Annotated in this window: 14 protein-coding genes, 1 other RNA gene and 1 pseudogene; 6 read left to right on the forward strand and 10 right to left on the reverse strand. The window is 63.9% G+C overall.

Annotated features, from left to right (window positions below):
- The first annotated feature begins 266 nt into the window (after window positions 1–266).
- From GLP40_RS07425 to GLP40_RS07435, 3 genes are read left to right on the forward strand one after another with little or no spacing between them, the layout of a single operon-like run.
- Window positions 267–1,295, forward strand: coding sequence for an AraC family transcriptional regulator (locus tag GLP40_RS07425; protein WP_154787092.1), 1,029 nt, complete (start codon window positions 267–269; stop codon window positions 1,293–1,295).
- Between the two features lie 55 nt (window positions 1,296–1,350).
- Window positions 1,351–1,818 carry a hypothetical protein gene (locus tag GLP40_RS07430; RefSeq protein WP_154787093.1) on the forward strand — a complete coding sequence of 156 codons (468 nt, stop codon included), beginning with the start codon at window positions 1,351–1,353 and terminating at the stop codon, window positions 1,816–1,818.
- Window positions 1,818–3,479 (forward strand): FAD-dependent oxidoreductase, encoded by a 1,662-nt coding sequence (locus tag GLP40_RS07435; protein WP_154787094.1) that lies wholly within the window; start codon window positions 1,818–1,820, stop codon window positions 3,477–3,479. The genes GLP40_RS07430 and GLP40_RS07435 overlap by 1 nt, the downstream gene beginning before the upstream one ends.
- A 917-nt stretch (window positions 3,480–4,396) precedes the next feature.
- On the opposite strand, the gene GLP40_RS07440 is transcribed toward GLP40_RS07435, so the two are convergent.
- Window positions 4,397–4,606 carry a DUF397 domain-containing protein gene (locus tag GLP40_RS07440; RefSeq protein WP_154787095.1) on the reverse strand — a complete coding sequence of 70 codons (210 nt, stop codon included), beginning with the start codon at window positions 4,604–4,606 and terminating at the stop codon, window positions 4,397–4,399.
- A pseudogene (locus GLP40_RS33660) lies at window positions 4,596–5,315 on the reverse strand (DUF5753 domain-containing protein). The gene GLP40_RS07440 and the pseudogene GLP40_RS33660 overlap by 11 nt, the downstream one beginning before the upstream one ends.
- A 218-nt stretch (window positions 5,316–5,533) precedes the next feature.
- On the opposite strand from GLP40_RS33660, the gene GLP40_RS07455 reads away from it, so the two are divergent.
- Window positions 5,534–5,782, forward strand: a complete 249-nt coding sequence (locus GLP40_RS07455) for a hypothetical protein (RefSeq protein WP_154787098.1) — start codon at window positions 5,534–5,536, stop codon at window positions 5,780–5,782.
- 445 nt (window positions 5,783–6,227) lie between these two features.
- On the opposite strand, the gene GLP40_RS07460 is transcribed toward GLP40_RS07455, so the two are convergent.
- The 5 genes from GLP40_RS07460 to GLP40_RS07480 form a co-directional block, all read right to left on the reverse strand.
- Window positions 6,228–6,530, reverse strand: coding sequence for a hypothetical protein (locus tag GLP40_RS07460; RefSeq protein ID WP_154787099.1), 303 nt, complete (start codon window positions 6,528–6,530; stop codon window positions 6,228–6,230).
- Window positions 6,530–7,903: a hypothetical protein gene (locus tag GLP40_RS07465; RefSeq protein ID WP_154787100.1), complete on the reverse strand. Its 1,374-nt coding sequence runs from the start codon at window positions 7,901–7,903 to the stop codon at window positions 6,530–6,532. Before GLP40_RS07465 ends, GLP40_RS07460 begins: the two co-directional genes overlap by 1 nt.
- A complete protein-coding gene (locus GLP40_RS07470; protein ID WP_154787101.1) occupies window positions 7,900–8,202 on the reverse strand; it encodes a WXG100 family type VII secretion target in 303 nt (100 codons plus the stop codon). The genes GLP40_RS07465 and GLP40_RS07470 overlap by 4 nt, the downstream gene beginning before the upstream one ends.
- Window positions 8,203–8,216: 14 nt before the next feature.
- Window positions 8,217–8,552 (reverse strand): WXG100 family type VII secretion target, encoded by a 336-nt coding sequence (locus GLP40_RS07475; RefSeq protein WP_196054566.1) that lies wholly within the window; start codon window positions 8,550–8,552, stop codon window positions 8,217–8,219.
- 119 nt (window positions 8,553–8,671) lie between these two features.
- Complete coding sequence (locus tag GLP40_RS07480) at window positions 8,672–9,025, reverse strand: hypothetical protein (RefSeq protein ID WP_154787103.1); 354 nt, start codon at window positions 9,023–9,025, stop codon at window positions 8,672–8,674.
- Window positions 9,026–9,705: 680 nt separating this feature from the next.
- On the opposite strand from GLP40_RS07480, the gene GLP40_RS07485 reads away from it, so the two are divergent.
- The gene (locus GLP40_RS07485) at window positions 9,706–9,909 is read left to right on the forward strand and encodes a hypothetical protein (RefSeq protein ID WP_154787104.1); all 204 of its coding nucleotides are present in this window, start codon (window positions 9,706–9,708) and stop codon (window positions 9,907–9,909) included.
- Between the two features lie 94 nt (window positions 9,910–10,003).
- Window positions 10,004–11,005 carry a hypothetical protein gene (locus tag GLP40_RS07490; protein ID WP_154787105.1) on the forward strand — a complete coding sequence of 334 codons (1,002 nt, stop codon included), beginning with the start codon at window positions 10,004–10,006 and terminating at the stop codon, window positions 11,003–11,005.
- A 482-nt stretch (window positions 11,006–11,487) separates the two neighbouring features.
- Here GLP40_RS07490 and ssrA read toward each other — a convergent pair.
- The 3 genes from ssrA to GLP40_RS07505 all read right to left on the reverse strand — a co-directional run bounded on the left by ssrA (window position 11,488) and on the right by GLP40_RS07505 (window position 13,272).
- Window positions 11,488–11,860, reverse strand: a transfer-messenger RNA (tmRNA) gene (gene ssrA, locus GLP40_RS07495).
- A gap of 124 nt (window positions 11,861–11,984) precedes the next feature.
- Window positions 11,985–12,461, reverse strand: a complete 477-nt coding sequence (gene smpB, locus GLP40_RS07500) for an SsrA-binding protein SmpB (RefSeq protein ID WP_154787106.1) — start codon at window positions 12,459–12,461, stop codon at window positions 11,985–11,987.
- Between the two features lie 133 nt (window positions 12,462–12,594).
- Window positions 12,595–13,272, reverse strand: coding sequence for a slipin family protein (locus GLP40_RS07505; RefSeq protein WP_154787107.1), 678 nt, complete (start codon window positions 13,270–13,272; stop codon window positions 12,595–12,597).
- Window positions 13,273–13,449: the final 177 nt, after the last annotated feature.

The following is a 13,449-nucleotide window of genomic DNA, read 5'->3' on the forward strand; positions in this document are numbered from 1 at the left end:
GAACCCGAGCCTGTTGAGATCCTGGCGGCTGGATCGGGTGCTGCTCCAACCAGTGGCCGACCCAAGCTGATCCAGTGCGTGTGGTGGACCGCCAGCGACATCAGGACGTGTAGTTTGTCGCCGCTCATCGCACCGGAATTGACGCAGCCCGCAGCCGGTCGAAGGGCTCGCGCGACGAGGACCAGAATGAGAACCTACGAGCTGCCGCCGCCAGCGCTTCGAAATCCGACAAATACGCTGCACCACATGATTTATCCTTGCGCGACATGAGCGATGTGGTCCGGGCTGCCGCGCTTCGTGGTTTCAGCAGCGTGATCGCCGAGTGTGGCGGTGATCTCGCCGCTCTGCTCGCGCGCGTGGGGATCGAACCCGCGCTGCTGGATTCCGAGGACGCCGTCATTTCCCATCACAGCCTGGTGCGGCTGTTGGAACACGCATCCGCGGAGTTGAAGGTCCCCGACATCGGATTGCGAGTCGCTGAGCACCAGGACATCTCGATTCTCGGCCCGCTCGCGGTGGTGATGCTGCACTCGGCGACATTGCGTGAAGCTGTCGAGAGTGCGTCTCGGTTCATGTTCGTGCACAGCCCGGCAGTGTCCTTCACGCTGACCGATGATCCGGACGGGAGCCCGGACGTGGTCGGCCTACGGTACTCGCTGAACTCGCCCCCACCGACGCGTCAGGTCGTCGAAATGGCGCTGCTCGTGGCCCATCGGGTGGGCCGGCTCGACATCGGTGCGGCGGCGGGGCCGATCGGCGTGGACTTCCCGCATTCTCGGCTCAGCCCGCCCGAGCGGTACGCGGAGTGCTTCGGGGCCCCCGTCCGATTCGGTCGGCCCACGGCCACCCTGAGGTTGCCGGCCGAGGGGTTGGCGTTGTCGATGACGGCGGCGAATCCGCTGCTCAGACAGCTCGCCTTGGACTACCTCACGGTGCGATATCCCGACCCGCATCAGGCGTATGTACCCCGGGTCCGCGGCTACCTCGACCAGGCGCTGGGCAACGGTGCGATCGAGCTGGCTGCTGTCGCGGCAACCTTCGGTATCCACGCGCGTACGTTGCAGCGCCGGCTCGTGGCAGAAGGCACGTCCTACGCTCAGATTCTGGACGCCGCCCGCCGCGACGCCGCACTACGCCACCTGATCGACTCCGATCTGGCCCTCTCGCGCGTGACTACCGCGGTCGGACTGGCCGAGCAGTCGGCGCTGACGCGGTGCTGCCTGCGGTGGTTCGGGGCCACCCCGAGCGCTGTACGCCGCGCGGGCGGCGTCGACGATGCTGTCGTCCAAAGGTAAATTCCTGTCGCTGGTGGGCAAGACCCCGCAAGTCAGGGTGCGCACACTGCCTGCTATGGACAACAACCTCGCACGACGCAGCAGCCGAGAGTTGCGCGCTCTGTTCCGGACAGCGGCCTGTCCCGACCTCGCGGATGTGTCGGGACGTCTCGAGGCCGAGCTGACCGGACCCGTACTCGTGCGTGCCGTGGCCCCGCTCGCGTTCCGGCTCACCGGCCTGGGGGATTGGTGGGGCAAGGACCTGCGGTCCACCGGAACGGGCGAAGTGTTGGCGGGATACAACCTCGCCGGTCCACGCGGCGAGCGGACCACGCTCGCGCTGAGAGGGACGGTAGGTCCCTCGCGCCTGGACGGCCGGCCGGCCGTGGTGCTCACCTATCCGCCGGATGCCCCTTTTCCGTGGCGCCGGGTGGTCGACGAACTGCGGACCCTCGCGGACGGGACCGTGCTGGGGCTCACCTTCGGCTTGCCGTTCACTCCGCGCGACGGCTCACCGTTCCTGCTGCGACGGGAGGTCCGGTGATGCGGGACTGGGTCGTGATCGGATCCGGCTTCGGGGGCAGCGTCGCCGCGTTGCGACTGGCCGAGAAGGGCTATTCCGTCACCGTGCTCGAGAAAGGGCGCCGCTACCGTGACGAGGACTTCGCCACGAGTACCTGGCAGGCCGAGCGCATGCTCTGGGCCCCACGCATCGGTCTGAAGGGCATCCTCCAAGTACGTCCGATGAAGCACGTGTCGGTGATCTGCGGGGTCGGCGTCGGCGGAGGCTCGCTGGTGTACGCGAGCACGCTGTACGTGCCGCACTCGGACGACTTCTACCGACACGAGCAGTGGGCCGAACTCGCGGACTGGCGATCGGTTCTCGCCCCGCACTACGCCACCGCCGAGCGCATGCTGGGGGTCGTGGACTGTGACAGCGACGGCCGAAGCGAACAGATGATGCGCGCTGTGGCGGCCGATCTCGGCGTGCCCGAGACCGCGCACCACACGCGGGTCGGGGTCTTCCTCGGCGCACCGGGCAAAACCGTGCCGGACCCGTTCTTCGACGGCGCCGGGCCCGAACGCACCGGGTGCCTACGCTGTGGCCAGTGCTTGCTCGGCTGCCGGCACGGCGCCAAGAACAGCCTGGTCAAGAACTATCTCTACCTCGCCGAACGACTCGGAGTCGACGTCCAGGCAGAACGCACCGTCGTCGGCATACGACCACTCGGCGCCGCCGACGGCTCCGACGGATACGCCGTCACCACCGAACGCTCCGGCGCGTGGCCGCGGCGTGACCGCCAAGTCGTCCACGCCCGCGGCGTCGTGCTCGCCGCAGGAGCGATGGGAACGACCGAACTGCTCGCCCGGGCCCGCGCCACCGGCGCCCTGCCCCGACTTTCGGACCGCGTCGGGCACCTCGTACGCACCAATAGCGAGGCCATCACCGCCGTCACCGCCCACGACCGCTCGGCCGACCTCAGCACCGACCTGACCATCACCATGAGCGTGCACCCGGACGAGCACACCCACGTCACCAACAACACCTACTCGTCGGTGGGCGACGCCTTGGCGTTGACGTTCGGTCCGTTCACCGGAGGTCGACGACGGGCCCTGCAGTTCATGCGGGAGGTGCTCCGCCATCCGTCACGCTGGCTGAACCCGGCCCGCATCCGCGGCTGGTCCCGCCGCACAGTCATCTTCACCGTCATGCAAAGCCTCGACAGCTCGCTCGAGCTGCGCCCCAAACGGTTCGGCTCCGGTATGACCACCGCCATCGGCCACGCCGACACGCCGCCGGCCAGCTACCTACCGATCGCGAACCGATTCACGGCGCTGGCCGCACGACACGTGGACGGCTACCCCGAGAGCTCGGTCGTCGAATCCCTGCGCAGCTCACCCACCACCGCCCACATCCTCGGTGGTGCCGTGATCGGGGCCGACCCGAGCCGAGGCGTGATCGACCGGCATCGCCGGGTCTTCGGATATCAGAACCTCCTGGTCACCGACGGATCGGCCGTGCCCGCGAACGTGGGCGTCAACCCCAGTCTCACCATCACCGCCATGGCCGAGGAAGCGCTCAGCCACGTTCCGACCAAACACACACCCCACGATGGCTGCTCGACTACGAAGCGGTCCGCAGCGGCCTCATTCTCGACTGGAGCAGCGGCGCAGTCGAAGGCGACGTCAACCGAATCAACATGATCGAGCGAACCATGTACGGCCGAGCCAACTTCGACAATGCCCACAATGTGCCCACGACACCGCATCTCATGGTGGTATGAAAAAAGCCCTTCACCTGCTGTCGCAAGTGAAGGGCTTTGGTGGAGCTGACGCTCCACAACCCGAACACCCTGACCGCGGACGGGCCGGAGATCCGGATCAAGCCCGTGGGCACCGCCGCATCGCCAACGGTGGTGATCGGTGATGGCAACGGGTAACCAGGATCGCCAGATGACGCCTCAACGGGGCTTGTGGGTGCAGTGCGCGTGTGTGGCGCTGGTGTGCTTGGGTCTGCGTATGTTTCCTATCGGCACGGCCGATAGTTCGCGCTGCGGTTCGGGGCCGATGACGCCACGGCCAGGATCTGGCCGCTGCTCGTGGACGGCATGATGACGATCGCCACGGTCGAACTGTGGCAGACCCCGCAGCGGTCGGCATCGGTGGGTTGCCTGGCTGGCGTTTCTGTTCGGAGTCGGCCTGTCCTTGTGCGCCTGCGGATCTCGCATCCGTATACCAAGCTCCCGTCGCCGTCTCCACACCGTCCCATGGTCAACCCGCTCTTCTTGGCGATACTGACCAGCGACCACTTCTGATCGAAGTACAGCCGCACGGCCTCCTCGATCTGCGCCTCACTCCTCCCCTGCATGCGCATCTACGGGCCGACGGCTACACGGCGTCATGTGCGGAGTTGGAGCGCATCGCCGGGACGAACAATTACAGGCAAGGGTGCTGGAACGGTGGCGCGCAGCCGGATTGCATATCGCCGCCGACCGTACTGACAGCCTCGACCGGATAAAGCCCCACCGGCACACAGGCTTCTGCCGGACATGAGATCCGCCCCCCTCGGCATCTCGATCGAAGTGGGGCCGAATATCCATTCTTCTCAACGACGCTCGAAATCAGCTGGGGCGGTTGAACTCTCCACCTTTGACGCCAGCTGTGAAAGCGGCCCACTCACCGGCTGTGACGATCAGCGCCGGACCGGTCGGGTTCTTCGAGTCGCGAACGCCGACCGCACCGGCATCCAGCCAGGCGACCTCCACGCACTCCTGCCCGCCAGAGCTGTGGCTCGATTTGAACCAGGTGGCCCCGGTCAGATCAGCGGTCATTCTCATGCTCCCTTGCTTTCTCTCGCAACAGATCTCGGGTCGGACGCACGTCCAAAGTTGCTTTCAGGACCTCCTGAAACGCTTTGCGGAACCTTCCTACATCGGCAACCCGCTCGAAGTACATGGCACCGGTATAGCTCTCGGCAAACACCACTGATGGCTCGACGTCCTTCCCGCGCTGGTCACGGCCAAAATCCAGGACCATGAAGGACGGCAGCGGCATTCCTAGCGGAAACCCTGCCCGATACGGCAGTAACTACACCTCAATGTTGGATTGGGTGCCGAGGTCGGCCAAGCGGCGCAGTTGTGCTGACATGATGTGGCCATCACCGACGCGGGTTCGTACCGCGGACTCGTGCAGGACCGCGATTAAGTTGGCGGGCTGCCGTTTACGCAGAATGACGTTCTGGCGTTGCTGGCGCAGTTCGATACGGCGGTCCAGCTCGGTGTCGGTCTCGTGGGGGAAGAACCGGCGGTCCAGTGTTCGAGCGTAGTCGGCGGTCTGGAAAATTCCGGGCACGATCACGGGCTGGTAGTAGGCCAGTTCCCTTGCGCTGGCTTCCAATCCGACGAACAGGTTGAAGTTCGCCGGGATCAGGTCACCGTAGGCGTGCCACCCGACCGCACCGGAGCCTGCGGTGCTAGCTTCGCTCGCGCCCGGCGGGATTCTCGGCATCGAATCGATCACGCAATCAGCGCAACTGACCATGTGGCGCACCCGTCAAGCGGTGTCGAAATTGACATCGCGCGGGCTGATCGTGGGACGGCGACGCGGCGGGCGCGGTGCCTGGGAGATTACCGACCGTAGCCGACGCACGCTCTCCACGCGCGGCCGTTACTACCAATAGTTGGACCGAAACATGTTCCATATCAACGAGATCGCCGATCTATCAGCCAAATTGACTACTCGTCGACGACCGTATCGTCATGGTGTCGTTCGCCGACAAGGCAACTGCTCACCGGGCGGCATATCAGGTTCGCGCGGACGAATCGATTGCCGACTTCCCCGGCGGTGCGCCCGGCACTGTCTACTTCAGCGAAGGCTCCGCGACGGTGGTGTCGGCGGTGTCGCCGGCACCGCAACCCGACCTGGCACAGGTGCGCGAATGGTTCCCGAGGTACTTCCCCTGTGGGACGCGGTACGTGCCGAGTAATGGGATGCGGTCTTGCCGCTGAACCACCCTCGATTGAAGGGACTGAGCGAACTGACCACCCGACAGTATCGGTGCTGAGCGACCTCCCGAATAGATCGCCAATCCCGATTATCCACCACCACTTGGCGAGAAGAAGCCGTCCAGACTTCCGGCATCGAAAGATATTGAGTTTGAGGAGTTTACGTGAACGCACTGGCCGAGTTCGTTGCGGCAGTATTGACTTGCGTCATTGTAGAAGTCGCCGTTAGTTGGGGTATCTCCGATAATCCATCGAAGGCGACTTCAGCGCATGGCGAATCGTTGCTGATGGCGGACGGTCGTACGCTCCACCGAGTCTCGGTGGGCAATCTACACCGTCTACATGGACGGCATCGCGCTTAGACAGAGGAGGTCTTCGACGATTCAACGCTGTCGCGACAAGCAGCTGCGTCGACGATAAGGATCGCAACCAAAAGGTGCGCAGTCGTTCAATCCTTGCCTAGAAGCTTGACCAGTTTCTCGAGAGACGTAGTATACGTCCAATTGTCTTGCGTCCGTTCTACCGAGTTCAACTCCCGCTGGGCAGACTCCAGCAGTGCGTCCTTGAAACGACCAGCGTCCTGCGGTTTCTCCTTGTTCACATCCATCCCGCCGTTGGCGTCCACCACATAGCGCCAATCCTCGAGATCGCCAGGCATAACCCCATACCCGATGGCTGCATCGAAGAGCCGATCAAAAACCGAACCCGACACCCACCACTCATTTTCCGACCCAAAACGAACCGATAGCATCAGAATCCCATCCTAATGATCTTTTGTTGTGATGACGGCGGCAGTGAATCGACATAGCCCCGAACCTCTGCGATTTGCTCAGGAGTATACCCCGTCATATCGATCACGGTAAAATCGTTCCCCTGCTTTACCAGGTGGTGATCAATTGAATCTTTGAATTTTTCGAAGTTGTGGAATTCCGACTTGTCCCCACGCCCCAAAGCATCATACTTGCGCCCGAGGTCGTCGTACCAGTCGTAACCGGGGTCCGGAGGCGGAGGGGATTCGAAAGTTCGCCCAGCGAACCTCGGATCGTCAGCTAGACGCTTAGCCGTCTCCAATTCGTTCGGCCGTAGATACTTCTCCATGGTACTGCCGAGCTTGGCCTTCGCGCGTTCAGCCGCTTGCTTGAGGTCATTAACGCGCTTGCTCAGGAGGTCCGCGATGCGTTGCAGTTCCGCGCGAGTCTGTTCGGTTTCCTTCTCGACACTAACCGCTTTATTGATCTTCCTTAGATCGAGCACTTTACGCAGAAGTTTGACAAACTTCTCCAGGCATTTGGCAGTTCTCGCGACCCCTACAGCGGCACCGACACCGAAGGTAACGAAGGACAACGCAACGCTGACGGCAGCATTGATTGCGAGTTCCTTGATCAGTTCATCCCGGAAATCTTCGAGGGTATGCTTCAGGTCTTCCCGAAGATTGTCGTGTGCAATCTTCTGATCCTGGCATGCCTTGGCGATATCATTACATGTAGCGATCACATCGCCAGCAGCATCTTTCATCGAACGGATATCGCCGCTGATGAATTCGACTTCCGGCGCGGTCACCGTCTGAAACAGTGCCGCAGCGCGTTCCAGTTCACTGGAGAGCTTGACAGCCGCGTCAGAGGTGGCCATCTCCGTCCAAGCGCCTGCAGCTTTGAGCAGCTTACCGGTGTCGCCGTCGGGAACCGGAACGCCGATCTTGGCCACCAGATCGAGTCCGTCATCGATGAGTCCGTTGCCCTTGCCACCGGCCGAGGCCGGCATTAGAGGGCAGACCGACATTGCTGGTTGCGGAGTCGCAGGTTTCGTCGGTGCGAGCGAACCGCTGTCGGGCGGATAGTCCGCCACGGCGTGGTTGTAACCAGCGTCAATAAGGATCGTCGTATAGCTGTCGATCGCCGCGAGGAGGTTGGAGATCAGGCCATAGGCGCTGTCAGCTTTCTGATCGTAGGACTTCCCCCACTCCGCACAGTCGCCAACAGTACCGGACATCTCCTTGGTATCTTGGAGTACTCCGAGCTGGGTTTGAAATACTGAGAAGTAGGCCGCTCCTGCCTTATTAATGATTGTCGCGGCGTCATAGTAGACGCTGGGATCCACATTGATTGTCGCAGTCGGGGCTGTCATTTCCTGCCCAGCATATTTAGATTCGCTTCGATTGCCGAGATGTAACGGCCGTGCGCCGCCACGGCGGCCTGGCGCATCTTCTCGATACCGTCGGAGACGTCAGCCGTTCCCGCTAGCCATTTATTGAACGCATCGGAATGTTTCGTTGCAGCCGGGCCAGTCCACGTCATATGTAGCGAGCTGATGCGTTGCTCAAGTCCAGTTAGGCTGTCAGAGAGAAAACCGACGAACCCCTTTAGGCGATTGGCAATATCGTCCAACTCGGTAAGATTCACTTGGTATGATAAATCATCACTCATGCGGGTTCCTTCGGTCAGACTGGCGGGAGATTGAGCAACGATCCGAATCCGCTGGCATTGTCCTGATCCATGTCAGCGAAGACCGTGCCAGCCACTCCCAGCAACTCGGCCATGTCTTGTAATGCCTGAAGCACCTCGTTCGCACCTTTGTGGACTTCTGTCCAACCGTTGCTGTAGTCGGTGGCCGAACGACCCCGCCACGTTTTCAGAAGATCAGTCACTTCGTTGTCCAAGGACCGCACGCCATTGATCAATTCTTCGGCTGTCATTCGCATGAACTGGCCCGCATCCGTGACCTCAGCGGGCACCACTTGAAATATTTCGGTGGAGTTCTCCGATTCCGAAGTCACATATCCCCCTTGACGGCCACTATCCAACGAGACGTAACCCTACCTCCAGGGAAGGCGTCGAGCGAACTCGACCACGGGCCCGGTGGTTCCCATCGCCAACGAGCGCCGATCGCGAATCGTCACCAGTTTGTAGAGTTCCGGATGGGCGAGTTCAAACTCTGTTCTCGCTGCCAGTCCTCGTACTGCACCGCATCCACGTAGACGGATGTGCCGCTCGCGTTGGGAGACGCGAAACCACTTGGACCAGAATGGGGTTCGTCTGCGCCTATGCGTCCAAGACCCGCGCGGACTGCATCGTACGCTGCGGCGCGGGCCTGTCCGATCAGCTCGATGACAGTGGCCACAACCCGCTCTGGATCGGAACTGCGCGCGCGATCGGTTACGACCCATCGATGGACCTTGCCATCGGCACCGACAGCGACCGAGAGCGAGCCGTCGGGCGATGCCGCAACGGCAACCTCTTTCGCCAACATGGCCCGCACTGCTTCGACATCCGCGCCCGAAACTCTCGGCGAACCACCGGCCGCCGCCTTCCCGTTGCCTCGCATGAGCCCCCGATTCGAACGCTGGTGTGCAGATGAGAGTTCCATCCTGACACGGTCTTTCACACCCTACATCGCGAACGAGGGGTGCTTCGAGCCAACCTGACCAGCATTACGGCTGCCCGGTCCGCTCTTCGGCGGACGAGGATCCTCAGCACACGAGAGTGCTGAGTCCGACCCGAGGTCAGCGCGGTGTCCCACCCGCCGGGGAGCCGCCGCACGGATTCGATCGCGTGCACATGTCGCAAATGGAGGGAGGTGATGCATCTGTCTGGTTAGAAGAGGCTGCAGGCTCCCGGGAACAGTTCGGTCTCGATCGAGGAGGTGAACGCGATTTTCAGGCTCACCGCATGCAGTCCCCTAGTGCAAGGGATGAGAAAGAACTTCTCGTACAGAAGGTCGAACTCGGAGGTGCCGGATCCTTTTCCCGCGCGTGGAGAAAGTGACGGCTTCGATCAGCTTTCGAGAAGGTGGTGTTGATTTCGGCCCTTGACGCGGGGTCGGTCGGTAGAAGGGTGAACCCGGCTCTCGGTTCCACATGGCTTTGGGAGGACGACATGATTATTCAGACCATCGAGGACGTGTGAGCGTTCCTCTCACACGCACCACTGATGGTGTGGGGCGGCAACTGTAGCTGGTGGCCGGTGCTGGGCGTGCTCGGCATCTGCTCGGTACCGGTGCGGCTGGCTGCGGGCTGGCAGATGCGCCGCTACCGGTCCACCAGTGTTCCGGTGTCGGTGGCCGCGTACTCCAATGCGACCGCGCGGGCCTGCCACGGCCGACACCGAGTGCGGCCCAGCAGTCCGGCCGGCTAGCGCACGAATCGCACGACTGTCGGTGCAGGCGGTCACCGACGGCGTTGTCGAGGCGTGGCCCGGTGCCCGTGTCGAAGCCACTACCCCACCGGTCGTGTCCGGCGGGAGCGCCGTGTGCGCACGGGAGATCATGCCGCGGGCCGGGGACTGGGCACCGCTGCTCGAACCCTCCACCAGACACCGACACGTGGTCGTCGATGTGGACAATCCCGACCCGCTCGCCGGTGTGCTGTCCAAGCTCGCCGAGCGGTCGACTGGGCGGACCGCGCTGGTGCAGGTGATCGTGACCTCCCAACGCGGCACCCGCTCACCCCAACCGCTTTCTGCCCACGCCGTACTGCTGCTGTGCAACCTGGTGATGGTGAGCATGCGGGAGGCGGCCGGATTCTTCATCTCTGGCTACGCCTCCCGTGGCCACATCGCTCGCACGAGCGCGGACATGGATCCGGTAGCCGTGCGCTGGCAGCGTGAGGTCGAGGCCAAGCAAGCCGCCCGCCCGCATCTGCGGGTGACGGTACGGGTCGCGGTCGCCGCGCCGGTGCCCGCCCGCTACCTACGCGGTGAGGTCGACCAGATCGCTGCTGGCTTCGACCCGGTCGTCACCGGCGGAAACGGATTGCTCACACGCCGCACCCACCACGCCCGCACGCAGACCACGACCAGAGCCGCCGGCAAGGGGTTCGTGGTGACTGTGGCAGAGCTGGCCTCGCTGTGGCACCTGCCAGCGTTCTCCCGGCCTATACGGCGGTTTCCACCAGCCCGGCCTGCAGCGGGCCACCCGCCCCACCCCACACCACCCCGATCCGCCATGACCGTATCCAACCCAGCCAGCTGTGACCGGCCACGCCCTCCCCGACCGCGACCGGCGGTCTGCAGCTTCCGGTGCCCGACATCCCCTCCGGTCATTGTGAACACCCGCCGCGCCCCACACTGCCTCGATCCGCACCAGCGGCATCGGGCCCGGCCACGGCCAATCAGGCGACTCCGGCCCCACCCGGCAGTCTGCAGCTTCCCCTTGCCTGACTTCGCCTTCGCCCGACGCAAACGCCCACCACACCCCAATCCCATCCAGCGCAGCACCGGAGGTGTGCGATGAACCCCAACCAGCCCGACCCCCGCCCGACCAGACGGGCGAGCACGCATCCGCCCGGCGGTTGTGCCTGACTTCACCGAGTGACTTGCGTCGCGCCGACCCGAAACCGTTGAGCCTCAACGGTGGTGAGCTCATTGGTCTGCGAGTCGCCGATGCCCGCCACCATATGCACGTGTCGGAAGTGACCGGGGCCGGCAAGTCGACTTTCCGGCCAATCTCACCCTCGCCGAAGCCGCCGCCGGGCGCGGAATGGTGCTGCTGGACTGCCAAGGCGACCTGGCCTGCCACGTCCTGGACCGGCTACCGGCCGAGTGCGCCGACCGGTTGGTGATCCTCGATCCCGCCGGAACAGAGGCGCCCCCGAGGGGACGATGGTTCCCGACCGATGCGACGGCAGCGGGGGACTGCAGACAAGAAAGAGGCCCTGACCGGCGGTAAACCGCCAGCCAGGGCCTTGAGAAACAGTGTTCGCGCAATGGCAAACCTGGTGGAGCTGCCGGGAATCGAACCCGGGTCCTCCGCCGCATCTTCAGGGCTTCTCCGTGTGCAGTTCGCTATGTCTCTGCTCGGATCTCTCGGTCACGCGAACCAGCCGAGATGACGATCCCAGTCGCTGTGAGATGTCCCGTCCGGCCCCGCGACCGGGTCGGACGGTAGAGCCCTCTAGCTGATGCCAGGGACCGGGTCGAGGGCGAACCCGGGCTGACAGACACGCTCTACTGCTTAGGCAGCGAGAGCGTAGTCGCGCTGATTGGAATCGGCGCTTATAGGGTTACAGCGACGCTTATACGGTGGTCTTCTGCCTGCACCGACACGCTTCCCCTGAATCAACGTACGCAGTCGAAACCGTTCAGCCCCGTCTGTGTTCACCGATTCAGATGAACTACCCGGCTCTCACCGGGCTACCTATCCTAACACCGAACAAACCTTGATTCATTCCCTCGACGCACCACCGACCGGGATCCCCGGGGGCGGCGCGGGCTCAGCCGCGCATGCCCTTGATCCGGCGGCCCAGTTCGCGGGTGACCTCACGTTCGGCGTCGCGTCGGGCCAGGTCCTGGCGCTTGTCGTAGTCCTGCTTACCCTTGGCCAGAGCCAGTTCCACCTTCACCTTGCCGTCGGAGAAGTACATCGACAGTGGGACCAGAGTCAGGCTCGACTCCTTCGTCTTGCCGAGCAGCTTGTCGATCTCGCGGCGGTGCAGCAGCAACTTGCGGGTTCGCCGCGGCGCGTGGTTGGTCCAGGTGCCGTGCCCGTACTCGGGTACGTGGAGTCCGCGCAGCCACACCTCGCCGTCGTCGATGGAGGCGTAGGCGTCGACCAGCGAGGCCTTACCCTCGCGCAGGCTCTTCACCTCGGTACCGACCAGCGCGACCCCGGCTTCGTAGGTCTCGAGGATCGCGTAGTTGTGCCGCGCCTTCTTGTTGCTGGCGATGACCTTGCGCCCCTTTTCCTTCATGTCTCCTCAATCGTCCCGTCACTGCCCGGAGTGCCCAACCAGCTTACGAATGCTCCGGCTCGGTCTCGCACGGTCGCGGGATCGAGCCTCGTATATCAACCGCGCCGCCGCGTACCTTGTTCCGATTCGTGGCTCACTCGGCCACGCGCGAGTCGAGGACGACCTTGGCGCCCGGGGTGGCCGCGACCTGGAGGGCACGCAGGCGCAGCAGGACCGGGTTGTCCGTGAGCAGCTTGGCGGTATTGGCCAGCGAGCGCAGGGCGGCGGCCTCGGCGCGAGCGCGCTCGAGCTCGGCGCGACCGCGTTCGCGGGCCAGCACCGTTTCGAGGGCGGCCTTGCGCAGCTCGCCCGGGAGCATGAGGTCCTTGGCGCGCACGGCCTCGACCCGGATGCCGAGCGGGTCGACCGCGGCCGCGACCGCCTCCTTGCCGCTGCCGAGCACGGCACGGTCTGCGATCAGCTCGTCGAGGGTGCGCGCGGCCACCAGGTCGCGGGCCACCTCCTGCACCGCGCCGTAGAGCACGACCTCGGCGTTCTGCGCGCCGGTGGTGAATGCGACCGGATCGGTGACCACCCAATCGGCGGCGAAGCTCACCCGCAACGTCAGGCCGTCCGCGGTCAGCAGTTCCTGGCCGCCGACGTGCAGCATGCGGGGACGCATATCGACCGTGACCAGCGTGCAGCGCTTGTCGTCGTAGCGGTGGCGGCCCGGTTCCAATACTTCCGCCAGGACCCCGTCGCGGTACAGCAGGGTGCGCTGCCAATCCATGACGGTCACATACGTCTTCGTGAACATCGTCGTCATGAACATTCCAATCTCCTTCCCCCATTTGGCATCGGGCACGACCGGATACGCCCTGCCCGGTCACGGCACGCGGCGGGAGCCTCCCCCGTCCAGGGACGGAGAGCTCGCAGAGCCGCGATACCGCCCACGACCGGACAGGGCGCATCACGTCAAGGAGTCGAACCTCGGCAGATCGAATCTGCG

The organism is Nocardia aurantiaca (assembly GCF_009708175.1).
Lineage (GTDB): Bacteria > Actinomycetota > Actinomycetes > Mycobacteriales > Mycobacteriaceae > Nocardia > Nocardia aurantiaca.